Here is a 25,399-nt window from a genome sequence, read left to right as displayed (position 1 = left end):
CCGCATAGAGGAAGAGAGGATTAGTCATGGCACTGGTATTGAACGAAGAACAGATCATGCTGAAGGACTCCGCGGCCGGGTTCCTGGCGGAGAAGGCCGGCGTGCCGCAACTGCGAGCGCTGCGCGACAGCGGCAGTGAGGCGGGTTACGACGCAGCCGTATGGCAGGAAATGGCCGGGATGGGCTGGGCCGGTATTGCGATTCCCGAGGAGTTTGGCGGGCTGGGTTACGGCTACACCGGCCTCGGCCTGGTGCTGGAGCAGGTGGGACGGCACCTCAGCAATTCGCCGTTGGAATCGTCCGTGTTGGTGGCGGCGACGCTGATCAATGAACTGGGCACCGAGGCCCAGAAACAGCAGTGGCTGCCGGCGATTGCCGGCGGCGAGGCCCTGCTCAGCCTGGCCCTGCAGGAAGGGCCGCATCACGCTCCGGAACAGGTAACCACCAGCGCCCGGCGTGAGGGCGACAGTTATGTGCTGTCCGGCAGCAAGGTGCTGGTCCTCGACGCACCGAGTGCCCGACATTTCCTGGTGGTGGCGCGGGTGGAAGCCGACGGTGGCCTTTCCGTTTTCGTGGTGCCGGCCGACGCGGCAGGTCTCACCGTGGAGCGGCGCTCCATGGTCGACAGCCGGGCTGCTGGTGCACTGCAGCTGGATAATGTGACGGTGCCCGCCGATGCCCTGCTGGGGGCGGCCGGAGAGGCCGGGCCCGCCCTCGAACGCACCCTGGATATCGCCAATATCGGCCTTGCCGCCGAACTGCTGGGACTGTCGGCGGAGGCCTTCGAACGCACCGTCGTCTACCTGCAGGAACGCAAACAGTTCGGACGTATCATCGGTAGCTTCCAGGGCTTGCAGCACCGCGCCGCGGAACTCTTTGCCGAGCTGGAACTGGCGCGTTCGATTGTGCTCAAGGCACTGCAGGCGATCGATGAAGGGGCCGACAACCTGCCTCAGCTGGCCAGCGCAGCCAAGGCCAAACTCTGCGAAGTAGCCCAGCGCGCCAGTAACGAAGCGGTGCAGATGCACGGTGGCATCGGTATGACCGACGAGCACGAAATCGGCTTCTTCCTCAAGCGCGCCCGGGTGGCCCAGCACACCTTTGGCGACTATAACTACCACCTTGACCGCTTCGCCCGCCTCGGCGGATTCTGAGACCAGCTCCGGGGGAATACCAATAAGATGCACCCTGAAGTGGAGAAGATTGATGCGCTGGTAGCGGAGATGACCGCTCCCGGCGCACCCTTTGCGCTGAATGAGGTGGAGATCGCGGGGGTGCATTACCGCAACTTTGCCGACCTGCCCGCCAATCTCGGTGAATACTTCCGGGTGATGCACAATCACGCCGACAAGGAGTTTGCGGTTTACCGGGGCCAGCGTTACACCTTTGCCGAAACCTGGGCTCACAGTGCGGCCCTGGCCACCGCCCTGCGACATCGCCTGGGGGTGGCCAAAGGCGATCGTGTGGCCATCCTCAGCCGCAACAACCCCGAATGGATGATGACCTTCATCGCCACGCTGGCAACCGGTGTGGTGGCGGTACCCCTGAATGCCTGGTGGACGACGGAAGAGCTCGATTACGGTCTGCGGGACTGTGGCGCCCGGGTGGTGGTGGCTGACCGCCAGCGTATCGAGCGTCTTGCTCCGCTGGTAGATAGCCTGGATTTAATCCTGGTGGCCATCGAGGACTGCGGGGATCTCGATGTTCCCGCGGTCCGTTTCAGCCAGCTGCTGGAGGACTTTGCCGGCTGCGACATGCCGCAGGTGGCAGTGGCCTGCGACGACTACGCCACCATCATGTACACCTCCGGCTCGACCGGGCACCCCAAGGGGGCGCTGTCCAGCCATCGGGGAATCCTGTCAGCCCTTTACAGCTGGCTGCTGATGGGTGTGGTGAACAAGCAGTTGGCGGCCGCTGAGCCGGAGGCCGAGGTCTTCCAGGCCTGCGGCCTGCTGACCATACCGCTGTTTCACTGCACCGGTTCCCACTCCGCCTTCCTGCTGTCGCTGATTGCCGGACGCAAGCTGGTGATCATGCACAAGTGGGACGTCGAGGAGGCGCTGCGGATCATCGAGGAGGAGCGCGTCACCTGGTTCAACGGTGTGCCAACCATGTCCGCCGAGTTGCAGGAGGCTGCGCGCTACAGTGATCGGGACCTGTCTTCCCTCAAGGAGATCTTCTCGGGTGGCGCGGCCCGGCCGCCGGACCAGGTAGGCAAGCTGGCGGGCACCTTTCACAAATCCTCTCCCGGCAGCGGCTACGGTCTCACCGAGACCAATGCGCTGGGTGCGGTGAACAGTGGTGCCCTATACATTGCCAACCCGACCAGTACCGGGCGGGTGGTTCCCGCAGTGACCGACTTCTGCATCATGGCGCCCGATGGCAGCGCGCTGCCGGCGGGTGAGCGCGGTGAGGTCTGCATGCAATCCCCGGCCAATGTCCTGGGCTACTGGAACAAGCCCGAGGCGACCGCGGAGGCTTTCCGGGACGGCTGGTTCCACACCGGGGACATCGGCTACATGGATGAAGACGGTTTTCTGTACATCGTGGACCGGCTCAAGGAAATCATTATCCGGGGTGGTGAAAACATCAGTTGCCTGGAAGTGGAGGCCGCGATTTACTCTCACCCGGCCGTGGCCGAGGCGGCCGTCTTCGGACTGCCCGATGAGCGCCTCGGCGAATCGGTGGGCGCCGCAATTTTGCTGCATGAAGGTCAGGCCCTTTCGGAGGCGGGGCTGCGCGAGTTCCTGCAAGAACACCTGGCGGGTTTCAAGATTCCCGCCCACATCTGGTTTCGCGATGAGCAGTTGCCGCGCATCGCCAGCGGAAAAATTTTTAAACGCCAACTCAAGGCCGACTACGCCGAACAGGTTACCGGCAAGGTGGTCGGCGCCTGAACAACACAGAGGAGACCCATCATGGATCTGGGAATCAGCCCGAAGCTCGCCCCGCTATTGCAGCAGGTCAAGCACTTCATCGACAACGAGATTGCGCCGGTAGAGCACGAATACATCGAACAGATCGGCGTGGGTGACCGCTGGCAATTCACTGCGCGCCAGACAGAGATCATGGAATCCCTCAAGGACAAGGCCAAGGAGGCTGGTTTGTGGAATTTCTTTCTCACCGACGGCGAACACGGCTCCGGGCTGAACACCGTGGAGTATGCCTACCTCGCAGAAGAGATGGGCAAGTCCCACATTGCCGCCGAGGTATTCAATTGCGCGGCGCCGGATACCGGCAACATGGAAGTGCTGCACAAATACGGCAGTGAGGCGCAGAAAGAGCAGTGGCTGAAGCCGCTGATGAACGGCGAGATCCGCTCTGCCTACGCCATGACCGAGCCGGAAGTGGCCTCGTCGGACGCTACCAATATCTGCACCAGTGCTGTACTCGATGGCGACGAGTGGGTCATCAATGGCGAGAAGCACTATATTTCCGGCGCCGGTGACCCGCGCTGCAAGATCATGATCGTGATGGTGAAAACAGACCCGGATGCGCCCAAGCATTTGCAGCAGAGCCAGATCCTGGTGCCCATGGATACCCCCGGGGTCGAAAACCTGCGGCCGATGAACGTGTTCTCCATGGACGATGCGCCCCACGGCCACATGCACCAGCGCTACACCAATGTGCGGGTGCCGAAGGACAACATCATTCTCGGCGCCGGGCGCGGTTTTGAAATTTCCCAGGGCCGCCTTGGGCCGGGCCGTATTCACCACTGCATGCGCGCCATCGGCGCCGCCGAGAAGGCCCTGAGGCTCCTGTGCGAACGGGCGGTGTCCCGCACCGCCTTTGGCAAGCCCCTGGCCCGCCTCGGCGGCAACGTGGACATTGTCGCCAATGCGCGTATGGATATCGAAATGGCCCGCCTGCTCACCCTGAAGACGGCCTGGATGATGGACAACGTGGACCCGAAAGAGGCCCGGGTGTGGATCTCCATGATCAAGACCGCCGTGCCCAATATCTCCATCCGCATCGTCGATCAGGCGATCCAGATGTACGGTGCGCTGGGTGTGTCCCAGGACACGCCGCTGGCGGCCATGTACATGGCCCAGCGCACCCTGCGCCTGGCCGACGGCCCGGATGAGGTGCACCGTATGGTGGTGGGGCGCAACGAGCTGAAGCAGTACATGGCTGACGCCGCGCCGGTCAATGCGACCTTCCGCGATGGTTGATCCCGCTTCTAGTCCGCCAGTGCCGCCTCGATCTCGTGGTGGAATTGCACAGCGGGTTCCTCCAGCGAGCCGAACAACAGGCTTTCGTTGGCACCCGAGCGCAGCCCCTTCTGGGTGCCCACCGACACGAAAATATCTTCCGCTTCGAACACGCCGCGATCGATGAGCTCGAAAGAGCGCTCGAAATGGTCCCGCTCCTTGTCGCTGGTCGCCTCCCGCGGCGTGAGCATGCTGTGCACGAACAGGGTGCGATCCGCCGCCTGGGGGAACAGGCTGATGATACTGGTGTACTCCGGGTGGAAGATCACCACTACGTTGGGGAAAAGCGTGTAGGAAAAAGTGGCGTGGTTGCGCAGGTCGAGCGCTTCGGGGGGCAGCTCCAGGGCTTCGAATATCTCGTTGCGCGCCACGCAGGAGCGAACGTGGCGACCGTGGGTGCTGGACTCGGCCAGGGCGTCGGGGAAAAAGGGGCCCACCGTATTCTTGTGCAGGCGCACCACGTGGTAGCCGTCCAGGAAGGCGTCCTGGACCAGTTTCCAGTTGCAGGCAATGTCCTTCACGCTCTGGCGGCAGAAACGGTACTCGCCGAGTTTGAGCTGATCGAAGTCGGCGCCGAGGCCCGCCAGGTGGCCATCCAGGTCCATGGTCTCGCCGGGTGTCGCCTGCATCCAGATAAGGCCGTGGCGGACCTCGGTAGGCAGGCGAACCAGGCCAAAGTCTGCGGGGTCGATGTCGGCAAAACTCTCCTGTCGCGGAATATTGCGCAGCTTGCCGTCGAGTCCGTAGGTCCACTGGTGGTAGGGGCAAACCAGGGAGCGCACCCGGGTCTGGCCGGGTTCCTGCAGCAGGCGCATACCCCGGTGGCGACACACATTCATGAAGGTGCCGAGTTCACCCTCGCGGTCCCGCAGGGTTACCAGGGGCAGGCCCAGCCAGTCCTGCACCAGGGCATCGCCGGTTTCGGGGAATTGTGAGGTGTGGCCCAGCACCTGCGGGTACCGCAGGAACAGTTTGTCGTGTTCCTGTTCGAACCGGGCCGGGTCGGTGTACACCGCAGCGGCAATGCGGTGGCTACAGGCGGTAGGTGCGGCGGCTTTGCCTGCTGCGCGCAGTTGCAGTTTCTGCAACAGCCCCTCGGGTGCCTGGTGATCGGGAAAGTCCATGATTTTTATGCTCTGGCCATGGTTGTCGTCCAGCATAGCAAGGCTGTTCCGAATCAAAAATACTTGAATGACATATTTTCATACTGTATGTTCAAATCCGCTTTTGTGCGGGTAGGGCTGGCGACAATGGCCGGGGAGGCAGGCTGCCGGTGACACCGCTTCGTGTCCGCTTGCCTTGACTACACTATATGGACCCCGAAACGGACCCCGAACCAATCCATTTTTAATTCTTAGAGGAGCGCGGTATGGCGACTATCATCCCCAAGGCGGAGATGCTGGATCAGAAAGGCAGGAAATTTGAGCCAGGTCCCTGGGTCAGTATGGGCCAGGAGCGTATCAACCAGTTCGCTGACTGCACCGAGGACCACCAGTTTATCCATGTCGATGAAGAGAAAGCCGCACAGACGCCTTTCGGCGGCACCATCGCGCACGGCTTTCTCACCCTGTCCATGCTGGTAAAAATGTGCGAGGACGATGGAATCCTGCCGGAAGGCCTGATCATGGGGATCAACTACGGTTTCAACAAGGTGCGCTTCCTGGCGCCAGTGCGTGCGGGCAAGCAGGTGCGCGCCCATGTGGAAATCAGCGACGTCGAAGAGAAAGACGGCGGCCGCTTCCTGATTACCCAGAACATCAGCGTCGAAATCGAGGGGGAAGAGACCCCCGCCCTGGTCGCCGAATGGCTGTCCATGGTGGTTGCTGCCTGAGGCTGATAGCCCCTGCGGAAGCAGGGGCGGCCCGCGGTAATCTGCTACAAACCATCCCCGAGCCCCGGGGTTTATTGCCAACCGGTGATTGAGCCCGAAGCCGCGTGAATCCGGCGGGGCTCACCACCCGATTTTTCGAGAGGAACCGACATCATGACCATCCGCTATGACGGCAAAGTCGCCATCGTTACCGGCGCCGGCCAGGGCCTCGGCCGCTGCCATGCCATTGAACTCGCCAAGCGCGGCGCCAAAGTTGTGGTCAACGACCTTGGCGGTGCCAAGGACGGAACCGGCGCGTCCAGCGAGGCGGCGCTGTCCGTGGTCGCGGAAATCGAAGCAGCCGGTGGCGAGGCCATCGCCAATGGCGCCAATGTGGCGAAGTACGCCGATGTCGAAGCCATGGTCAAGCAGGCCGTCGACAAGTGGGGCCGGGTCGACATTCTGGTGAACAATGCCGGCATCCTGCGGGACAAGAGCTTTGCCAAGGGCTCCCTGGAGGACTTCCAGCTGGTACTGGATGTGCACCTGATGGGCACCATCAACTGCACCAAGGCCTGCTGGGACATCATGCGTGAGCAGGAATACGGTCGTATCGTGGTGACCACGTCTTCCAGCGGTCTCTACGGCAACTTCGGCCAGACCAACTACGGTGCCGCCAAGATGGGCGTGATCGGTGCCATGAACACCCTGGTGCAGGAAGGGGCAAAGTACAACATCCGCGTCAACGCGCTGGCGCCCACCGCCGGTACCCGGATGACCGAGGGGCTGCTGCCGGAGAAAGCCTTCGATCTTCTGACGCCGGAAACGGTGACCCCTGCCGTCCTCTACCTGGCGGGCGAAGACGCCCCCACTCGCACCATCCTGTGCGCCGGTGCCGGTGGCTTCTCAGTATCCAAGATCGTGGAAACCGAGAGCGTCTGGCTGAGCCCGGAGGAGCAGACTCCCGAGGGTATCGCCGCCCACTGGGACGAGATCAACAATGCCGCCGGCGCCCGTGAGCTCCAGGGCGGCTTCGAGCAGTCCGTGAAAATGCTGACCGTGGCCGCCGCCGGTCTCGGTATCAAACTGGATTAAGGGAGTATCGTCATGAAAGAAGCTGTCATCGTATCGACTGCACGCACCCCGATCGGCAAGGCCTATCGCGGTGGCTTCAACAACCTGGGTGGCGCCAGCCTGGGTGCCGCGTCAGTGGCCGAGGCGGTGCGCCGGGCGGGCATCGACCCCGCTGAAGTCGACGACGTGATCATGGGCTGTGCCCTGCAGCAGGGAGCGACCGGCACCAACGTGGCCCGGCAGATTGCCCTGCGTGCCGGCCTGGGTGCCGGCGTATCCGGCATGACCATTGACCGTCAGTGCTCTTCTGGCCTGATGGCGGTGGCTACGGCTGCCAAGCAGGTCATCGACGACGGGATGAGCATCGTTGTGGGCGGTGGCCTCGAATCCATCTCGCTGGTACAGAACGAGCACATGAACCTGCACCGGATGGTCGACGAAGAGCTGATGGCCATGCACCCGGACATCCACATGCCGATGCTGCAAACGGCTGAGGTAGTGGCCAAGCGCTACAACATCTCCCGCGACGCCATGGACGAGTACGGCCTGCAGTCCCAGACCCGCACGGCCGATGCTTACGAGGCAGGCCGCTACGCGGACGAACTGGTGCCCGTCACCTGCAAGCGCATTGTCTGGGACAAGGAAACCGGTGAGCAGTCCGAGGCGGAAGTGACCGTATCCGCCGACGAGGGCCTGCGCGCCACTACCGCCGAGGGCCTGGCCGGCCTGAAGACGGTGATCGAGGGTGGCACCATCACTGCCGGTAATGCCTCCCAGCTGTCCGACGGCTCCTCCGCCCAGGTGGTGATGGACGCCAAACTGGCGCAGCAGCGCGGCCTGGAGCCGCTGGGCATTTACCGCGGTATCGCGGTGGCCGGTTGCGAGCCGGACGAGATGGGCATTGGCCCTGTGTTCGCCGTGCCCAAACTGCTCAAGCAGCACGGCCTGTCGGTGGACGACATCGGCCTGTGGGAACTCAACGAAGCCTTTGCGGTGCAGGTGCTGTACTGCCGCGACCGGCTCGGGATCGACAACGACAAGCTCAATGTCAACGGCGGTGCCATTTCCGTGGGTCACCCCTACGGCATGAGCGGATCGCGCATGATTGGTCACGCCCTGATCGAGGGCAAGCGCCGCGGCGTCAAGTACGTGGTGATTACCATGTGTGTCGGCGGTGGCATGGGTGCTGCCGGCCTGTTCGAAGTGGCCTGAGGGAATACGACATGAGAGCAGTGGTTTGCAGCGAGTACGGCATGGCCGACAAGCTGACCCTCGAGAAGGAGTGGCCGGCACCGGAGGTTGGTAAAGGCCAGGTACTGATCGACGTCAAGGCGGGGGGGCTCAACTTCCCCGACGTGCTGATGATGCAGGGTAAGTACCAGACTCAGCCGGAGTTACCCCACGTGGTGGGTGGCGAGTGCGCCGGGGTGGTGGCCGCAGTGGGCGAGGGCGTAACCCGGGTCAAACCCGGTGACAAGGTCATCGCCATGCTGGGCTGGGGTGCCTTTGCCGAGCAGGTGGCCGTCAGTGAGTCGGTGGTCTTTCCCATGCCGGATGGCCTGAGCTTTGAGCAGGCGGCCGGCGTCGGCGTCACCTACTTCACGTCCTATCATGCCCTGGTGCAGCGCGCCAATATCCAGCCGGGTGAAACCCTGCTGGTGCTGGGTGCAGCTGGCGGGGTCGGTGTGACCGCCATCGAGCTCGGCAAGCTGCTCGGGGCGAAGGTGATTGCGGCGGCCAGCTCCGACGAGAAACTGGCACTGTGCAAGCAAATGGGCGCCGACGAGGTGATCAACTACTCGGAAGGCTCTCTCAAGGACAAGCTCAAGGAACTCACCGGCGGCAAGGGCGTGGATGTAGTCTACGACCCGGTGGGGGGCGACTACTGCGAGCCCGCCTTGCGCAGCATGGCCTGGAACGGGCGCTACCTGGTCATCGGCTTCGCCAGTGGCCCTATCCCGACGCCACCCCTGAACCTGGCGCTGCTCAAGGGGTGCGCCATTGTGGGGGTATTCTGGGGTCGCTTCACCATGGAAGAGCCGGAACTGAACCTGGCCAATATCCAGGCCCTGTGGAAGTACTTTGCCGAGGGCAAACTCAATCCCGTTGTGACAGATCTTTTCCCGCTGGAGCAGTATGAAGACGCCTACAACTGCCTGATTGAGCGTCGCGCCCGGGGCAAGGTCATCCTGACGGTCGCAGACTAGCGAGGGGAGTGGGGTATGCAGCCTTTCACCTTCAATACGACACCACAGATCCAGTGCGCGCCCGGTAGCGCGCTGGCGTTGGCTGAGAGCTGCCAGCGGCTGGGTATCCGCAAGCCGCTGCTGGTGACCGACCCCGGGCTGGTCGCTATTGGCCTGGTGGCGCCGGTGCTGGCAGCACTGGAGCGGGGCGGGGTCCCCGCCGTGGTTTTCGACAAGGTAAAGGAAGATCCTCCCGAAGCCACCGTGTTTGCCGCCGAGGCCCTCGGCCGGGAGCAGGGCGTCGACGGGGTGATGGCCGTCGGCGGTGGCAGCTCCATGGATGTGGCCAAGATCGTGGCGGTCCTGCTGGGCGGAGAGCAACCCCTGTCCGAACTCTACGGCGTGGACCAGGTGCGGGGGCGGCGGTTGCCGCTACTGCTGGTGCCCACCACCGCGGGGACCGGATCGGAAGTGACGCCGGTGGCGATCGTGACCACCGGTGAAACCACCAAGGCGGGGGTGTCCTCACCGGTACTGTTGCCCGATGTGGCCGTGCTGGACGCCGATCTCACCCTGGGCCTGCCGGCCCCGGTGACCGCTATGACCGGCGTGGATGCCATGGTGCACGCCATCGAGGCCTATACCACCAAACTCAGGAAGAACCCCATCTCCGACAACCTCGCCCGCCAGGCTCTTGGCCTGCTGGCATCCAATATCCGCCGTGCAGTCCGCAATGGCGGCGACCGGGAGGCGCGGGGCGGAATGCTGCTAGGCGCCTGTCTCGCGGGCCAGGCCTTTGCCAATGCGCCGGTGGCCGCCGTGCACGCGCTGGCCTACCCGCTGGGTGGCCACTTCCACATTCCGCACGGTTTGAGTAATTCGCTGGTGCTGCCGAGCGTGCTGGAGTTCAACGCGCCGGTGGCCGCCCCGCTGTACGCGGAACTCGCCGACATTGTCACCGGCCAGCCGGTGACCGGCAGCGACGAGGCCAAAACCGCCGCGCTCATCACCAGCCTGCGGGCCCTGATCGACGAGCTGGCACTGCCGGCGACCCTGGCGGCGGCGAAGGTGCCGGAGTCGGCGCTGGAGATGCTGGCTGCCGACGCCATGCTGCAGCAGCGCCTGCTGGTGAACAATCCCCGTGACGTCAGTGAAGCGGATGCCCTCGGTATTTACCGCGCTGCCTATGGAAAAGCCGCATGAGCGCGCTGCCCACCCGCGACGACTACCGTTACTTTTGCCCCATCACCACCCGTTGGTCCGATAATGACCTCTATGGTCACGTCAACAATGTGGTGTATTACTCCTACTTCGATTCCGCGGCCAACCGCTACCTGATCGAGGAGGGCGGGCTGGATATCCAGGCCGGCGATATCGTCGGCTTTGTGGTGAATTCCGGCTGCGAATACCATGCGCCAATCGCCTACCCGGAGCGTATTGAAGCGGGCGTACGGGTGGAAAAACTGGGTAACAGCTCGGTGCGTTATGGCATCGCCATTTTCAGGGAAGGGCGCGAGGAAGCCGTGGCTCACGGCCACTTTGTCCACGTGTTTGTCGAGCGCGCAGCCAATCGCTCGGTACCCATTCCTCCCCGCCTGCGCGAAGCGCTGGCGGCTATTGTGGTGCCCTCGCCCGCCTAGCGCCGCTCGTGCAGCGTCAGCAGCACCAGCACCACGAAGAACACGAAGGCGCTGAACAGGGCGGCCAGAGGTCCGTGGATCTGGTACAGGAATCCGGCGATGATCGGGCCGGCCACAAAGCCCATGGCCGGGCAGGCACTGACCAGTCCGGCTACCGCACCCTGCTCTTCGGTACTCACCGCCAGTGACGCCCCCGCGGCGACGGCGGGTATCGAAACCCCCATCCCCACGCCAATGAATGCCATGCCCACCGCGAGCACGGCAAAGCGATCGAAGGCCGCGATGATCGCGGCGCCAAACAGCATGGCGACCAGCCCCAGGCGCAGGAACTGGGTGGCGCTGAGGTTCAGGCGTTGCATCAGGGTCATCTGCGAGGTGAAGGTGAATACCGCGGAGATCATCAGTGCGGCGCCGGTCAGCTGGGCGGTTGCGATGCCGCTCAGCCCGAGCTTGTCCTGTAGCTGGAAGCCCAGGGTCTGCTGAATCCCGGAATAGCCGACGAACAGCCCGGTCGCGCTCAGCAGGTAGTGACGCACCCGTGGGTCGGTAAAGCGCAGGCGGTAACGCCGATTGCGGGCGGTCAGGTCCTCTTTGGGGGTGGGCGGCAAGAAGCGCCACACGGCGACGCCGGCGAGGGCCGCGAGGCCGGCGGCAAAATACAGCGGCGCCAACAGGCCAAAGGCAGCCAGGGCGCCGCTCACCGCCGGGCCCAGAATGGTGCCAAGGCTGTTGGCCGTACCGAGCCGGGCCATGGTGCGGGTGCGGGTGGTCGGCGCGCTGTGGTCCGCGGCATAGGCGGTGCTGGCGGGGCTGGTGGCCGACATCACGATGGACTGGCTGCAGCGGGCCAGCAGCAGTACGGCGTACAGGGTCAGCCCGGACAGGGCACCCGCCAGCCCGGCGTAGAACACGCTGGTGAACACCAGGGTGCCCACGGTATAGCCGGCCAGTCCGGTGATGATCACCGGCTTGCGCCCCACCCGGTCCGAGAAACGCCCCCACCAGGGCGAGGCCAGCGCGAAGATGAGTGCGGAGATAGCGATGATGGACGTGATCTGCAATTCGCCCAGGTTTACCTCGCGCCCCAGTGGCGCGAGGATGGCGAATATCAGGGACTGGCCGATGGCGGTGGCCACCAGCCCGAGAATCAGGACAGACGACTGCCGGAGATCCAGCTGCTTCGGCGGGGCTGCGCTCACGGGATGAAGGGTTCAGGTGCTTTCAAGGACATCTCCGGCCCGGCCCAGCCCGGGCAGGAGGCGGGTGTAGCGAACCGGGAACAGCCGCGCGATAGCTGAAATGTACTTGGCATCCCGGCCGATCAGCAGTCGTTTTTTGCGTTTCTCTATTGCGCGGATGATCTGCTGCGCCGCCCGCTCGGGGCTGGTGGGGGCAAACTGCTCGAACATCGCTGCGCGTTCGTCGGGGGTAGTGTTAGAGGAGGCGCTGCGCGAGCGGCGGGCGATATTGGTGCGAATCCCGCCGGGGTGCACGCAGCACACGTGCAGCGGGCTGCCCTCGACCTCCTGGCGCAGGGCCTCGGTATAGCCGCGAACGGCGAACTTGGCGGCGTTATAGGCTGACTGTGTGGGTACGCCGATGACGCCGAAAATCGATGAGAGGTTGACCAGGTGGCTCTGGTGGCCTCGCTGCAGCAGCGGCAGGAAGGCCATGGTGCCGTGCACCACGCCCCAGAAGTTGATCCCCATCAACCACTGGATGTCTTCGTAACGGCTCTGGGTAACCGGGTCGGACAGGGCCACCCCTGCATTATTGACCACGATATCGATGCGCCCCTCCCGGGCGTCGATGTCGGCCGCCCAGTCCTGGACCGCCTGGCGGTCAGCCACATCCACAATCCGGGTGTCCACCGGTGCCTCCCCCTGCAGCAGGGAGCGGGTCTCGGCGAGGCCGCTTGCATCGACGTCTGACAGATAGAGGGCACAGTCCTCCCGGTGCAGTTGCTGGGCCAGGGCGCGGCCGATGCCGGAGCCCGCTCCGGTGATGGCGGCGAGCTTGCCGGTGCAGTAAGCCATGGAGGTCCTCTCTCATTGTTATTGGCATTGTTATTGGCATTGTTCCCGGCACGGTAATTGGCACGGTAATTGGCAGGTGCCGGCGGAGGTGGGCAGGTGAGTGGTAATATCACCAAAGCGCCGTTTCGGGCGGCATTGAATCGGGCCTTCGGGTGGACAGTTCGGGTACCTTCACCTAAAATTGCCTGCCAGATTTCACACGCCCGGTCGGCCCCGGGTTCCGTGTTGTCCCGTGAATAACCAGAGCTGATTGTATGACAAAAAGCGAGATGCGGTTGCCCCCATCTCGCTTTTTTTGAGCGCCCGCCTGCCGGGCGCGATCGTACGCTCACTCAGAGATCTGTTGGAGGTTTCCTTGTTCAGTCCGGCCCTGTTAGCCCTTGAGGATGGCAGTATTTTCAAAGGCATGGCCATCGGCGCAGAAGGTAGCGCCGTTGGTGAGGTAGTGTTCAACACGGCCATGAGTGGTTACCAGGAGATCCTCACGGATCCTTCCTACGCCCGCCAGATCATTACCCTGACCTACCCCCACATCGGCAATACCGGCACCAATGCCGAGGACGAGGAGTCCACCGAGATCTGGGCCTCGGGCCTGGTGATCCGGGACCTGCCGCTGGTGGCCAGTAACTGGCGCAGCGAGGAGGACCTGTCCACCTATCTCAAGCGCCGCAACGTGGTGGCCATCGCCGACATCGACACCCGCCGCCTGACCCGCATCCTGCGCGAGAAGGGTGCCCAGAACGGCTGTGTGGTCACCGGGGACAACATTGACGAGGCCGCAGCCCTGGCCGCGGCCCGTGGCTTTGCCGGCCTCAAGGGCATGGACCTGGCCAAGGAAGTCAGCGTCAGCGAAAGCTACAGCTGGACCGAGGGCAGCTGGGCGCTGGAAAGCGGCCACAGCCTGCCGGCCGAAAGCGAATTGCCCCACCACGTGGTGGCCTACGACTACGGCGTCAAACGCAATATCCTGCGCATGCTGGTCGATCGCGGTTGCCGCCTGACGGTGGTGCCGGCCCAGACCCCCGCCAGCGAGGTGCTGGCCCTCCGTCCAGATGGCGTATTCCTGTCCAACGGCCCCGGCGACCCGGAGCCCTGCGACTACGCCATCAAGGCCATCCAGGAGATCCTGGAAACCGACGTGCCGGTTTTTGGCATCTGCCTGGGCCACCAGTTGCTGGGCCTGGCCAGTGGCGCCAAAACCATGAAGATGGGCCACGGCCACCACGGTGCCAACCACCCGGTACAGAACCTCGACGACGGCACGGTGCTCATCACCAGCCAGAACCATGGATTTGCGGTGGACGAAGACGGCCTGCCGGACAACCTGCGGGTCACCCACAAGTCACTGTTCGATGGCACCCTGCAGGGTGTTCACCGCACCGACAAGGCGGCCTTCAGCTTCCAGGGTCACCCCGAGGCGAGCCCCGGGCCCCACGATGCCGCGCCCTTGTTTGACCACTTTATTGAATTGATCGAAGCCAGAGCAGGAAAGCAGTAAGCCCATGCCAAAGAGAACCGACATCCAAAGCATCCTGATCCTGGGCGCCGGTCCCATCGTGATCGGCCAGGCCTGCGAATTTGACTACTCGGGTGCCCAGGCCTGTAAGGCCCTGCGCGAAGAGGGTTTCCGGGTCATCCTGGTGAACTCCAACCCCGCGACCATCATGACCGACCCGGCCATGGCGGACGCCACCTACATCGAGCCGATCGAGTGGCAGACGGTGGCGAATATCATCGAGGCCGAGCGCCCCGATGCGCTGCTGCCCACCATGGGCGGCCAGACCGCGCTCAACTGCGCCCTGGACCTGGCCAAGCACGGCGTGCTGGAGAAGTTCGGCGTGGAGATGATTGGCGCCACCAAGGAGGCCATCGACAAGGCCGAGGACCGCCAGCTGTTCGACCAGGCCATGAAGCGCATCGGCCTGGAGACGCCTCGCGCCTCCACCGCCCACAGCCTGGAGGAGGCCTTCCAGGTTCTCGATTCCATCGGCTTCCCCTGCATTATCCGCCCCTCCTTCACCATGGGTGGCTCCGGTGGCGGTATCGCCTACAACCGGGACGAGTTCGAGGAAATCTGTACCCGCGGCCTGGACCTCTCGCCCACCAAGGAACTGCTGATCGACGAGTCCCTGATCGGCTGGAAGGAATACGAGATGGAGGTTGTCCGCGACAAGAACGACAACTGCATCATCGTCTGCTCGATCGAGAACTTCGACGCCATGGGCGTGCACACCGGTGACTCCATCACCGTGGCTCCGGCCCAGACCCTGACCGACAAGGAATACCAGATCATGCGTAACGCCTCACTGGCGGTGCTGCGCGAGATCGGGGTGGAAACCGGCGGCTCCAACGTGCAGTTCGGCCAGTGCCCGAAAACCGGGCGCCTGGTGATCATCGAGATGAACCCGCGGGTGTCCCGCTCCTCGGCCCTGGCGTCCAAGGCCACCGGCTTCCCCATTGCCAAGGTCGCGGCCAAGCTGGCCATCGGCTACACCCTGGACGAACTGCAGAACGACATTACCGGCGGTACCACCCCGGCGTCCTTCGAGCCGTCCATCGACTACGTGGTCACCAAGATCCCGCGGTTTGCCTTCGAGAAGTTCAACGCCGCCGACCCGCGCCTGACCACCCAGATGAAATCGGTGGGTGAGGTAATGGCGATCGGCCGCACCTTCCAGGAGTCGGTGCAAAAGGCCCTGCGCGGGCTGGAGGTCGGCTCCGCCGGCTTCGAGCACAAGATGGACGTGGACAACCCCGACAATCGCGACGAACTGATTGCCGAGCTGGTCAACCCGGGCGCCGACCGTATCTGGTTCCTGGCCGATGCCTTCCGCGCGGGGATGAGCGTGGAGGAAGTCTACGGCCACTCCGGCGTCGATCCCTGGTTCCTGGTGCAGATCAAGGACATCGTCGACACCGAAAACAGCCTCAAGACCGTGAATCTCACGGAAATCGACGCCGACGCGATGTTCCGCCTCAAGCGCAAGGGCTTCTCCGACAGCCGCCTGGCCGTGCTGCTGGCGGCCACCGAGGGCGAGGTGCGCAAGCACCGCCACAGCCTCGGCATTCGCCCGGTCTACAAGCGGGTGGATACCTGTGCCGCCGAGTTCGCCTCGTCCACCGCCTACATGTACTCCACCTACGAGGAGGAGTGCGAAGCGGCACCGACCGATCGCAACAAGATCCTGGTGCTGGGCGGCGGTCCCAACCGGATCGGCCAGGGTATCGAATTCGATTACTGCTGCGTGCACGCCGCCCTGGCGATGCGCGAAGACGGTTACGAGGCCATCATGGTCAACTGTAACCCGGAAACGGTGTCCACCGACTACGACACCTCGGATCGCCTGTACTTCGAACCGGTAACCCTCGAGGACGTGCTGGAAATCGTCGACCTGGAAAAACCCAAGGGCGTCATCGTCCAGTTCGGCGGCCAGACCCCGCTGAAGCTGGCTCGCGCCCTGGAAGCCCAGGGTGTGCCCATTATCGGCACCACCCCGGATGCGATTGACCGCGCCGAAGACCGCGAGCGCTTCCAGCGCATGATCCAGAAACTGGAACTGCGCCAGCCCGCCAACACCACCGTGCGCAGCGTCGACGAGGCGGTGGCCGCGGCGGAGTCCATCGGCTACCCGCTGGTGGTGCGCCCCTCCTACGTGCTGGGCGGCCGGGCCATGGAGATCGTCTACCGCGAGGAAGACCTGCTGCGTTACATGGGCAGCGCGGTGCAGGTGTCCGACGACTCACCGGTGCTGCTGGACAGCTTCCTGTCGGCCGCGGTGGAAGTGGACATCGACGCCGTCTCCGACGGCGAGCAGGTGGTGATCGGCGCCATCATGCAGCACATCGAGCAGGCCGGCGTACACTCCGGTGACTCCGCCTGTTCCCTGCCGCCCTACAGCCTGCCGGCTGAGGTACAGGACGCCATGCGCGAGCAGGTGCGGCAGATGGCCCTGGAGCTGGGCGTGCGCGGCCTGATGAACGTGCAGCTGGCCTGGCAGGACGACGAGATCTACGTGATCGAGGTCAACCCGCGGGCGTCGCGTACCGTGCCCTTTGTGTCCAAGTGCATCGGCAACTCCCTGGCCAAGGTGGCGGCGCGGTGCATGGCGGGCCAGAGCCTGGCGTCACAGGGCTTTACCGAGGAAGTGGTACCGCCCTTCTACTCGGTGAAAGAGGCAGTCATGCCCTTCAACAAATTCCCGGGAGTGGACCCGATTCTCGGCCCGGAAATGCGCTCCACCGGTGAGGTGATGGGCACGGGTGATACCTTCGCCGGTGCCTTTGCCAAGGCCCAGCTGGCCGCTGGCGACCCGCCGCCGCGCTCCGGAACCGCCCTGATGAGCGTGCGTGACGCCGACAAGCCCGGCGCGGTCCGTGTGGCCAAGGTGCTGGTGGAGCTCGGCTTCGACCTGGCCGCCACTGGCGGTACCGCTGCCGCGCTGGAAGCTGCAGGGTTGACCGTGCGCCGGGTGAACAAGGTACTTGAAGGCCGCCCGCACATTGTCGATATGATCAAGAACGACGAGGCGGACTTTATCGTCAACACCACCGAGGGCCGCCGGGCGATTGCCGACTCGGCGCCCATCCGGGCCAGCGCCGAGGCGCACCGGGTGTTCTATACCACCACCCTGGCGGCGGCCGAGGCGGTGTGTATGGCCCTCAAGCAGGAAAGCGACAAGACCGTGCGCAGGCTGCAGGACCTGCACGCGAGCATTGGGAGTAATGCAGCATGAACAATGTGCCCATGACAGTATCGGGCGAAGCCGCACTGCGGGAAGAACTGGAAAGGTTGAAGAAGGTCGACCGGCCGCGTATCACCCAGGCGATTGCTGAGGCGCGCGAGCACGGTGACCTGAAAGAGAATGCCGAGTACCACGCCGCCCGCGAGCAGCAGAGCTTTGCCGAGGGGCGCATCATGGAAATCGAGGGCAAACTCTCCAACGCCCAGGTGATCGATGTCAAGTCGATTCCCAAGACCGGCAAGGTGATCTTCGGTACCACCATCGACCTGATCAACCTGGAGACCGACGCCACGGTGACCTACCGTATCGTCGGTGAAGACGAGGCCAACGTGAAGAACAACCTGATCTCCGTTGGCTCACCCATTGCCCGGGCCCTGATTGGCAAGGAAGAGGGTGACGTGGTGATCGTGAGGGCTCCCGGCGGTGACGTGGAGTACGAGATCGACCAGGTTCACCATATCTGAGGCGCCCGCATCGCGGGGCTAAAGCAAGCAGGAGGGCGCCCATCGGCGCCCTTTTTTTTCGGGCGTCTATTTCAGGACGACGATTTCCACCCGGCGATTCTGCGCCCGACCACTGGCCGTGCTGTTGTCGGCGACCGGGGCCTCCTCGCCGTAGGAGATGGTCGCCATGCGGTCCAGGGCGACGCCCTGGCCGTGCAGGTAGCGCAGCACCGCGTCGGCGCGCTGCTGTCCGAGCTGGTGATTGTATGCCTCGGAGCCGGTGGCGTCGGTGTGCCCCTGGATCTCCAGGTAGACGTTTTCGTTATCGGCCTGCAGCTGGCTGGCCAGCTGGCCGAGACGGCTCTGGGAACCGCCCGAGAGCGCGGCCTTGCCGCTGTCGAAGGTGACGTCCTCCTCGGTCAGCACGACGTTGTAGACGAACTTGCCTTCGGCGAGTTTGCCCGCTTTCTCGGCCCGCTCCAGGGCCTCGCGGCTGGTGGCGCTCCAGTTTGCTATCTGGGTTTCCAGGGTGGCGAATCGTTCCTCTACTTTCTGGTCCACGTAGCTTTTGCTGGCGCAGCCGGAGATGGCGAAGGACGCGGCGACAAGGGTAGTAGTGAGCAGAAAGGGTTTGCGTGGGTACATGGTTCTCTCCCGTGTGGTACTGCGGTGCAGGCCGAGTATTTTGCCTGTGGTGTGGGTAGGAGAGCCTAGAGACTGACGCTTGGGTGTGTCAAATATCCCGACAGGTCGACACGCGAATTCTGCGCGCCATTGACCCTGTCGGGTGAACGACTGACAGCCGGCTGTCACAGATCCGGTTTCAACCAGGTGGGGCCGGTCAGGCGGCGTCGAAGTACTCGCCCAGTGACCACATGGTGTCTTCGTAGTCGGGGCCGTGCACCACCCCCAGGTGGGCGCGCACGTCCTCCACCGACCACTCGAACATCTCCTCGTAGCGGGGCATGAACAGGCCAGTGTTGAGGTGCTGGCCTATCCGCTGCCCTTCGCCGAGCGCCTTGTACAGTGGCGGCAGCAGGTGCGGGTAGTGACAGCCGAAACGGGCAATCGCGCTGGACAGCAGCAGGTTGGGCACCACCGACATGTGCTCCATGAGCTCTGCGCCCAGGAAGCGCGCCATGTTGGTCTGGCGCGCGGCAATAAGGCCGAACTCGCCCAGCGGGTCGTAGCGGTAGCCGATAACCACGTGCTCGATATCGTGGGTCTGGCTGTGCCGGCGCAGCATGTAGTCGTAGTCGGTGGCGGTGCTGTCAAAGGGCAGGAAATCCGCCTGCAGGCCCTGTTCGGCCAGCATTTTCTGGTACTCGCGCCCCAGCGTACCTTCGGGCAGTTGCGCCAGGGCCTCAAGGTCGTGGGGAATGAGGTAGCGGGCTTCGAACCAGGCGTCCAGCTCGACATCGCGGGCGCGGGCCTCGGCTAACAGGCGGTTGATCTCGTCGATGTCATCCAGGCCGCGAAAAATGTCGATGATCTCCAGCGGCCCGCCGTAGTGATCCATGTCCGGGCCGTTGCGGCGCAGGGACTGTACCGCCACCCAGTGCCGCAGGCGGGGATCGTTAAGGTACCTGGAGGTACTGCTGAGCATGGTGCTGCTGCCCAGTTTGCGCGGGTCCAGCATGCGCTGGTTGGATGAATAGCCCGGTACATCGGTCATGGCGAATCCTCGCGGTAACGCGTTTTGTAATGCTTATGTGGTTATTAGAGGCCAGTGAGCGCTGCCGGGGGAATGGAGGATTCAGCGGAGGGGTTGCACTATCGGCCGTGTGCCCTGCGGGGCAGGTTCTGGTTTACAAGGTTTTACCATGGCGGATCTGGGTAGGCGACCAGCCGGTGATCTGCTTGAACCGGCGGGAGAAAAACATCGGGTCGTCGTAGCCCACTTCCGCCGCGATAACCTTGATGGGCTGGTCGCCGCCCTGCAGCAATTCGCGGGCCCGCTGCATGCGTAACTGGTCGCGCCAGCGCATCAGGTTTTCACCCATTTGGCTCTTGAACAGTGCGTTGAGCGTGGAGGGTGCCGCGTTGGCCGCGGCGGCAACCTGCTCCACGGTAGTTTTTTCCCGGTAGTGGGCCAGCAGGAAATCGCGCGCGGCGATGACCCGGCGGTCCAGGAGTTCGCGCTGTTGCCGCGGTTGCTGCTCGTCACACAGCAGCAGGATGTGTTCCAGCAGGTTCAGGTGCAGGGCCCGGCTGTAGTGGGCCGAGGAGTGGGCGATGTCGATGATGCGGCCGAAAGACTCGGCAAGATAGGCTGCAATAGTGGGGTCGGTGATAGCGATGCTGCTCAGCCGGCCTGTCCCCCCGCCGCCTTGCAGCAGTTCCTGCCAGTGCTGGGGTGGGAAAAAGGCGCTGCTGAACAGGCTGCACACCGCTTCTCCGGGGCCGCTGTTCACGACGATACTGCTCTCCGGGGGCTGCAGGAGCACGGCGGGTCCGTCACTGCCCAGCGCCAGATGCTCCGCACTGCGGTCTGTGTCGCGCTGTATCGCGCACTGCCCGGACTCGGCGAAGAGTAGCAACCAGGAGCCGGGCGGTGTATGCATCGGCCTGCTGTAGCCGCCCCCGGAACCGGGTGGCAACTCGATATGACTGGTGATCACCTGATGGGCATGAAGAAAGCGCTGGTGCAGGTGGATCCAGATGCGGTTCTGGAACTCCACGGCCTGTTCCGGGTTGGCCGACCAGTCCAGGCCTTCACGTTGCAGGCCGAGCTGTCGCAGGTTTTCCTCCAGCAGCTGGCGGCGTTCTTGCTGCTCCAGCTGGTCCAGGTTCAGTACGGCGCTCACCGGCAGGGTCAGGGTGTCACCCAGCTGGTCGACGAACTGCCGGGTCTGTTCCATGAATTCGGTATCGGCGTCATCCGATTCCAGGGCGGCGACCAGCGCGTTGGTCAGTGAGATCAATTCGGCTTGCCGGGCGTCGTCTGGTGGGGCGTGTTGGTTCACAAGGTGCTCTGGGAGTGGGTTCGGGGCGTTGTGGCGACGAGCGCGTTCACGGGGCTGATAGCGGGTGTAGCGTCACGGGGCTACCAGGCGCCCGATGGCCTCTGTCTTGACCTGGTCCACGGCCGCCGCGATGGCTTCCATGCCGCTGCCCGGCGGGGCCACCGCCGTTTCGTGGAAGGTGACGGTGGTTCCCCCTTCCGCGGCCGCCAGGCTGATGGTCCAGACGGTATGGGCGCCGAGCGACTGCAAGGGGCCGAAGGGAGCGTCCAGGCGCAACAGCTTGCCCGGCATGATGGTGATCACCTGGCCGTGGGCCACGGACCCGCCGGGCCACTCTTCGAGCCACAGTCCACCGGCCCTGGGTTCCAGGCTGAGCGCCGTGGCCTCGCCGGAATAACTGTGGGCCGGGTTCCACCAGCGTGCCGGATGCACCAGGCGCTCCCACAGCGCATCGGCCGGCAGGCTGGAGTGAGCCTGCTGCCGCACCACGAAGTGGCTGTCTGAGGCGCTGACAACCTCCGCCCTGGGGAGTGCGGCGATGCACAGGCTGAACAATGCAAGGGCGAGACGCGTGGCGTACATGGGGTGGTTCCTGCGGGTTCCGGAGGCTCGACAGTTGCATACTAGCCCGCCGCTCCCGAATGAGACAGTCCGGGTTTGACCAGCAGCCTTACTGCGCCAGCATGCAGCGGTCCCTGCCGGCGTCCTTGGCCGCGTACAGCGCCTCATCGGCGCGGGTCACCAGGGCTTCAAAGGTGGCCTCGCGATGGTACTCGGCGAGCCCCGCGCTGATGGTGACAGAGGTGGTTTCCCGGACCCGGTTCAGCATCCTCTCGGCGATAGCCCTGGCGTCGTGCAGCGTAGTGCGGGGCAGCACCGCGAGGAATTCCTCGCCACCGTAGCGTACCACCAGGTCCTGCTCGCGGGAGCTGTGGCGCAGGGCTTCGGCCACCTTGACCAGCAGTTCGTCCCCGGCGCTGTGGCCCTGGGTGTCGTTGAATTGCTTGAAGTAGTCGATATCGAGCAGCATCACGCAGAAGGGGTCACCACTGCGCTGGGCCGCGGGCAGCATGACCTCCATGTGCACCGCCAGCCGCCGGCGGTTCCCCAGCCGGGTCAGGGGGTCGATCAGGGCCGACTCCCGGTTCTCGATCTTCAGCGCGATGTTCTCTACCAGCACCCGGTTGTGCATGCGGGTGTGGATCAGCAGGCGCACATAACCAAAACAGAGAATCGCGGCGAGAATGTAAAACAGCGTCTGCTGGAACATGACAAAGCGGATAATCACCGAGAACATCACCAGGCTGAGAAAGGCCACCATCTGCATGTAGGAGGTGCCCAGGACCAGCACTCCCCCGGTTGCCAGCACCATGAACGAATAGGCGCAAAGGGTGACGCCCAGCTCGGCCTGTTCACCGAAGGGCAGGAAGATCACCGCCACAAAGCCCGCGTAGGCAATGACACTGGCAATGGCCATGTAACGGTCCCAGGCCCCGGCGTCCGCCGCCGCAATGCGTCCGGCCCGCGAGTGTCGGGCAAAACTCAGGGAGAGCCAGAGCCGGGGAATATTGGCGATAGCCACGCACAGCAACCACAGGTTGGCGAGGGCCGGAGTCGCGTAGCTGTAGGTAATGAAGTAAAGCAGTGCAATGGCCGACGACACGCCGATATAGGCGGCCCGGACGTTGTCGTAAAGAATCTGCACCCGCTCGAGGTCGAGCTCGGAGCCCGGGTGTTGCTTGCTGCCTTCCATGTGGTTGTCCTGCCGGCGCACCGCGTGGGGCGCCGTATTCCCCTGTGTTGCTCTGCTTCTGGTAGTGCGCTGTGTAGTGCGCTGCTAGTGCGATAGCGTTGCACAAGTGCTGCCCTGGCACGGCCGCGGTTCAGGCTCCCCTCATCCCCCGGCTGAGTCGATCATCGCAGCGACGGGTGCCGGCTACAAGCGTCGGATGTCTGATTATCCGGATTCTGTGAGCGGGTTCCCCGGAGCCCGGCCGCAGGCGAAAAGGCGATAATTCTCCATGCCTTTCGCTCGATTCGACATGGTCTGCCCAGCCGGGCGCCCCTACAGTCTCTCCCTGGCAAGGAGAAATGACCATGTATGACCTGATTATAAAAAATGCCCGGGTGTGCGACGGCACTGGCGCCCCCGCCTACCGGGGCGCTGTGGCCGTCAGTGATGGACTGATTACCGCTGTGGGTACCCGGATCGACGGCGATGCACGCCGCGTTGTGGATGCCGGCGGCAATGTGCTGGCGCCGGGCTTTATCGACCCTCACACCCACTTCGACGCCCAGATAACCTGGGACGGCCTGGCTACGCCCTCACTGGAGCACGGGGTCACTACCGTGATCAACGGCAACTGTTCGCTGACCATGGCGCCGGTGCGGGCCGAGCACCGGGATTTTGTCGGTGCCGTGTTTCGCCAGATCGAGGAGATGCCCGCCGCGGCCTTCGATGCCGGGATGCGCTGGAACTGGGAGACGTTCGAGGAGTATCTCGGGGCGTTTCGGGACAATCTGGGTATCAATGTCGCTACCCTGGCAGGTCACAGCATGCTGCGCCTGTGGGTCATGGGAGAAGCCGCCAGGGAGCGGGCTGCCACTGAAGACGAGGTGGTGCGGATGCAGGGGCTGTTGCGGGAGTGCCTGCAGGCCGGCGCCCTGGGTATGTCCACCAGTTGGGTGGACATCGATCACGAACATCGCCCGGTACCCTGCCGGCTGGCGGCGCCGGAGGAACTGGACGCCCTGTGCGCGGTGCTGGGGGAGGCCGGAGCGGTGATGCAGGTGGTGCCGGAATTCTGGGACCCGGACCTGCTGTGCACGCGGATCGATATCCTCGGCGAGCTGTCGCGGCGGCACCACATCACGGTGAGCTTTTCGCCCCTGTTCGACTCCAACGCCACGCCGGAGCTGGTGCCCCGGGCCCTGGAGCGGGTCCGCCTGCAAACGGCCTACGGGGCGCGTATTGTCCCGCAAATGCAGAGCCGGCCGATCGATGTCACCTTCGAGTTCGACGTGCCCACCTCGGTATTCAGCACCCGGCCCACCTGGTGGGCGACCATCCTCAAACCGGCCGCGGAAACCCTGGCGGACTTCCAGAACCCCGACATCCGCGAGCAGCTGGTGGCAGAGGCCTACAACGCCATGCACCCCATCGCCATGGAAGTGCATTTCCCGGACTTTATCGTCAGCCGCTGCGAGCTGGAGAAAAACCGGCCGCTGGAAGGACGGACATTGCGGGATATCGCCGCCGAGCGGGGCTGTGATCCGGTGGAGCTGATGCTCGACCTGGCGGTGGAGGAGAATCTCAGGACCTGCTTCAGTGCGGTGGCGGTGGGCCACGACAACCTGGAGCGGATCAGTGGGCCCATCAGTGATCCCCTGGTTCAGGTGGGCTCCGGAGACGGCGGCGCTCATGTGACCCGCTTTGCAACCTACGGCGACACCGGCTACCTCATCAGCCGCTTCGTGCGGCAGGCCGGGGCCATGAGCCTGGAGCGGGCGGTCTACAAACTCACCGGGCAGATCGCCGATAACTGGGGCCTCGCCGACCGCGGTCGCTTGCGCCCGGGGCTGGCGGCGGACCTGGTGCTGTTCGACCCGGACACCCTCGACCGCGGCCCGGAAATTGCCGTGCAGGACCTGCCCGGCGAGGGCTACCGCTACATTCGCCGCGCCACGGGTATCGAGCAGGTCTACGTCAATGGGCTGCTGGCCTACAGCGGCGCGCAGGGTTATTCGAATGAACGGGGTGGCTGCATTGTTGCCGGGCAGGGCAGTGTGCCCGGACGGCGTGCAGCGTGAGGAAGGCAGCCAACATGATGACATCCGCAAATACGTCCATTAAGCCCGTACGACCCTGGATCTACCCCCTTGAGGGCGACACCTGGGAGCGCATTGCCCGGCGTGAATTTCCCTCCCGCCCGCTGGAGGAGGCCGTGGCCGACCTGCAGAGCTGGAATCTCTACCTGGTGTTCCGGCCGGCGCCGGCGGGCATGACCCGCTCGGATATTGTCTTCACCGGGCCCCCCGCTGCGTGAAGTCACGCCGACGGCCACAGGCGACCATCAGCGCTGTGCGCCTGACCCCGACCCACGACGCTGAGGCGGCGATGGTGGTCGAACTGACCTACCCCAACGGGGGGCGGGCCACGGTGCAGGTGGAGGGCAGCGACGCCGCGAGGGTCATGGCCCGGGCGGGCGTGGCCACTGCCGGGGAGCTGGTGGGGCAACCGTGGACAGTGTTGCAGGTGCGCGAGGTGGCGGGTCCCGAGGGGAGCCGCTGA

Annotated in this window: 23 protein-coding genes; 15 read left to right on the top strand and 8 right to left on the bottom strand. The window is 64.2% G+C overall.

Features of this window, described 5'->3' with window-relative positions; genetic code table 11:
* Positions 1 to 26: 26 nt before the first annotated feature.
* The 3 genes from FV139_RS03250 to FV139_RS03240 are packed head-to-tail and all read left to right on the top strand — an operon-like array spanning position 27 to position 4,172.
* Positions 27 to 1,154: an acyl-CoA dehydrogenase family protein gene (locus FV139_RS03250; RefSeq protein WP_148066783.1), complete on the top strand. Its 1,128-nt coding sequence runs from the start codon at positions 27 to 29 to the stop codon at positions 1,152 to 1,154.
* A 27-nt stretch (positions 1,155 to 1,181) separates the two neighbouring features.
* Positions 1,182 to 2,897 (top strand): class I adenylate-forming enzyme family protein, encoded by a 1,716-nt coding sequence (locus tag FV139_RS03245; protein WP_148066782.1) that lies wholly within the window; start codon positions 1,182 to 1,184, stop codon positions 2,895 to 2,897.
* A 21-nt stretch (positions 2,898 to 2,918) separates the two neighbouring features.
* Positions 2,919 to 4,172, top strand: coding sequence for an acyl-CoA dehydrogenase family protein (locus tag FV139_RS03240; protein ID WP_148066781.1), 1,254 nt, complete (start codon positions 2,919 to 2,921; stop codon positions 4,170 to 4,172).
* 8 nt (positions 4,173 to 4,180) lie between these two features.
* Here the strand turns inward: FV139_RS03240 and FV139_RS03235 are convergent, their stop codons facing one another.
* Positions 4,181 to 5,371, bottom strand: coding sequence for an aromatic ring-hydroxylating oxygenase subunit alpha (locus FV139_RS03235; protein ID WP_148066780.1), 1,191 nt, complete (start codon positions 5,369 to 5,371; stop codon positions 4,181 to 4,183).
* Between the two features lie 209 nt (positions 5,372 to 5,580).
* Here FV139_RS03235 and FV139_RS03230 point away from each other — a divergent pair, with 209 nt between their 5' ends.
* The 6 genes from FV139_RS03230 (at position 5,581) to FV139_RS03205 (ending at position 10,921) form a co-directional block, all read left to right on the top strand.
* Positions 5,581 to 6,042, top strand: a complete 462-nt coding sequence (locus tag FV139_RS03230) for a MaoC family dehydratase (RefSeq protein ID WP_148066779.1) — start codon at positions 5,581 to 5,583, stop codon at positions 6,040 to 6,042.
* Positions 6,043 to 6,195: 153 nt separating this feature from the next.
* Positions 6,196 to 7,116: an SDR family NAD(P)-dependent oxidoreductase gene (locus FV139_RS03225; protein WP_148066778.1), complete on the top strand. Its 921-nt coding sequence runs from the start codon at positions 6,196 to 6,198 to the stop codon at positions 7,114 to 7,116.
* A 12-nt stretch (positions 7,117 to 7,128) separates the two neighbouring features.
* The gene (locus FV139_RS03220; RefSeq protein ID WP_148066777.1) at positions 7,129 to 8,307 is read left to right on the top strand and encodes an acetyl-CoA C-acyltransferase; all 1,179 of its coding nucleotides are present in this window, start codon (positions 7,129 to 7,131) and stop codon (positions 8,305 to 8,307) included.
* Between the two features lie 11 nt (positions 8,308 to 8,318).
* Positions 8,319 to 9,302 carry an NADPH:quinone oxidoreductase family protein gene (locus FV139_RS03215; RefSeq protein ID WP_148066776.1) on the top strand — a complete coding sequence of 328 codons (984 nt, stop codon included), beginning with the start codon at positions 8,319 to 8,321 and terminating at the stop codon, positions 9,300 to 9,302.
* Positions 9,303 to 9,317: 15 nt separating this feature from the next.
* The gene (locus FV139_RS03210) at positions 9,318 to 10,484 is read left to right on the top strand and encodes an iron-containing alcohol dehydrogenase (protein ID WP_148066775.1); all 1,167 of its coding nucleotides are present in this window, start codon (positions 9,318 to 9,320) and stop codon (positions 10,482 to 10,484) included.
* Positions 10,481 to 10,921, top strand: coding sequence for an acyl-CoA thioesterase (locus FV139_RS03205; RefSeq protein ID WP_148066774.1), 441 nt, complete (start codon positions 10,481 to 10,483; stop codon positions 10,919 to 10,921). Before FV139_RS03210 ends, FV139_RS03205 begins: the two co-directional genes overlap by 4 nt.
* Here the strand turns inward: FV139_RS03205 and FV139_RS03200 are convergent.
* The gene (locus FV139_RS03200; RefSeq protein WP_235898504.1) at positions 10,918 to 12,120 is read right to left on the bottom strand and encodes an MFS transporter; all 1,203 of its coding nucleotides are present in this window, start codon (positions 12,118 to 12,120) and stop codon (positions 10,918 to 10,920) included. The genes FV139_RS03205 and FV139_RS03200 overlap by 4 nt on opposite strands.
* A 12-nt stretch (positions 12,121 to 12,132) precedes the next feature.
* Positions 12,133 to 12,957 carry an SDR family NAD(P)-dependent oxidoreductase gene (locus FV139_RS03195; protein ID WP_148066773.1) on the bottom strand — a complete coding sequence of 275 codons (825 nt, stop codon included), beginning with the start codon at positions 12,955 to 12,957 and terminating at the stop codon, positions 12,133 to 12,135.
* 355 nt (positions 12,958 to 13,312) lie between these two features.
* Between FV139_RS03195 and carA the strand changes: the two genes are divergently transcribed.
* From carA to greA, 3 genes are read left to right on the top strand one after another with little or no spacing between them, the layout of a single operon-like run.
* Positions 13,313 to 14,455, top strand: coding sequence for a glutamine-hydrolyzing carbamoyl-phosphate synthase small subunit (gene carA / locus FV139_RS03190; RefSeq protein ID WP_148066772.1), 1,143 nt, complete (start codon positions 13,313 to 13,315; stop codon positions 14,453 to 14,455).
* Between the two features lie 4 nt (positions 14,456 to 14,459).
* A complete protein-coding gene (gene carB / locus FV139_RS03185) occupies positions 14,460 to 17,690 on the top strand; it encodes a carbamoyl-phosphate synthase large subunit (RefSeq protein WP_148066771.1) in 3,231 nt (1,076 codons plus the stop codon).
* A complete protein-coding gene (greA, locus tag FV139_RS03180) occupies positions 17,687 to 18,163 on the top strand; it encodes a transcription elongation factor GreA (protein ID WP_148066770.1) in 477 nt (158 codons plus the stop codon). The genes carB and greA overlap by 4 nt, the downstream gene beginning before the upstream one ends.
* 66 nt (positions 18,164 to 18,229) lie before the next feature.
* Here greA and FV139_RS03175 read toward each other — a convergent pair whose 3' ends face one another.
* The 5 genes from FV139_RS03175 to FV139_RS03155 all read right to left on the bottom strand — a co-directional run bounded on the left by FV139_RS03175 (position 18,230) and on the right by FV139_RS03155 (position 22,861).
* Complete coding sequence (locus tag FV139_RS03175) at positions 18,230 to 18,787, bottom strand: OmpA family protein (RefSeq protein ID WP_148066769.1); 558 nt, start codon at positions 18,785 to 18,787, stop codon at positions 18,230 to 18,232.
* Positions 18,788 to 18,983: 196 nt separating this feature from the next.
* The gene (locus FV139_RS03170; RefSeq protein ID WP_148066768.1) at positions 18,984 to 19,817 is read right to left on the bottom strand and encodes a Coq4 family protein; all 834 of its coding nucleotides are present in this window, start codon (positions 19,815 to 19,817) and stop codon (positions 18,984 to 18,986) included.
* 133 nt (positions 19,818 to 19,950) lie between these two features.
* Positions 19,951 to 21,108, bottom strand: coding sequence for a helix-turn-helix domain-containing protein (locus tag FV139_RS03165; protein WP_148066767.1), 1,158 nt, complete (start codon positions 21,106 to 21,108; stop codon positions 19,951 to 19,953).
* A 72-nt stretch (positions 21,109 to 21,180) separates the two neighbouring features.
* Positions 21,181 to 21,690: an SRPBCC family protein gene (locus FV139_RS03160; RefSeq protein ID WP_148066766.1), complete on the bottom strand. Its 510-nt coding sequence runs from the start codon at positions 21,688 to 21,690 to the stop codon at positions 21,181 to 21,183.
* An 88-nt stretch (positions 21,691 to 21,778) separates the two neighbouring features.
* Positions 21,779 to 22,861, bottom strand: a complete 1,083-nt coding sequence (locus tag FV139_RS03155) for a GGDEF domain-containing protein (RefSeq protein ID WP_148066765.1) — start codon at positions 22,859 to 22,861, stop codon at positions 21,779 to 21,781.
* A gap of 344 nt (positions 22,862 to 23,205) precedes the next feature.
* Here FV139_RS03155 and FV139_RS03150 point away from each other — a divergent pair, with 344 nt between their 5' ends.
* Genes FV139_RS03150 through FV139_RS03140 form a run of 3 tightly spaced genes read left to right on the top strand, consistent with a single transcriptional unit; the run spans position 23,206 to position 25,399 of the window.
* Complete coding sequence (locus tag FV139_RS03150) at positions 23,206 to 24,918, top strand: N-acyl-D-amino-acid deacylase family protein (RefSeq protein WP_148066764.1); 1,713 nt, start codon at positions 23,206 to 23,208, stop codon at positions 24,916 to 24,918.
* A gap of 14 nt (positions 24,919 to 24,932) precedes the next feature.
* Entirely contained in the window at positions 24,933 to 25,154 is a 222-nt protein-coding gene (locus FV139_RS03145; RefSeq protein WP_213004007.1) for a hypothetical protein, read from the top strand.
* Positions 25,151 to 25,399 carry a hypothetical protein gene (locus FV139_RS03140; RefSeq protein ID WP_148066763.1) on the top strand — a complete coding sequence of 83 codons (249 nt, stop codon included), beginning with the start codon at positions 25,151 to 25,153 and terminating at the stop codon, positions 25,397 to 25,399. The genes FV139_RS03145 and FV139_RS03140 overlap by 4 nt, the downstream gene beginning before the upstream one ends.

It is taken from the genome of Parahaliea maris, from assembly GCF_008064665.1.
Lineage (GTDB): Bacteria > Pseudomonadota > Gammaproteobacteria > Pseudomonadales > Halieaceae > Parahaliea > Parahaliea maris.
This window is presented reverse-complemented; position numbering and strand designations above follow the sequence as displayed.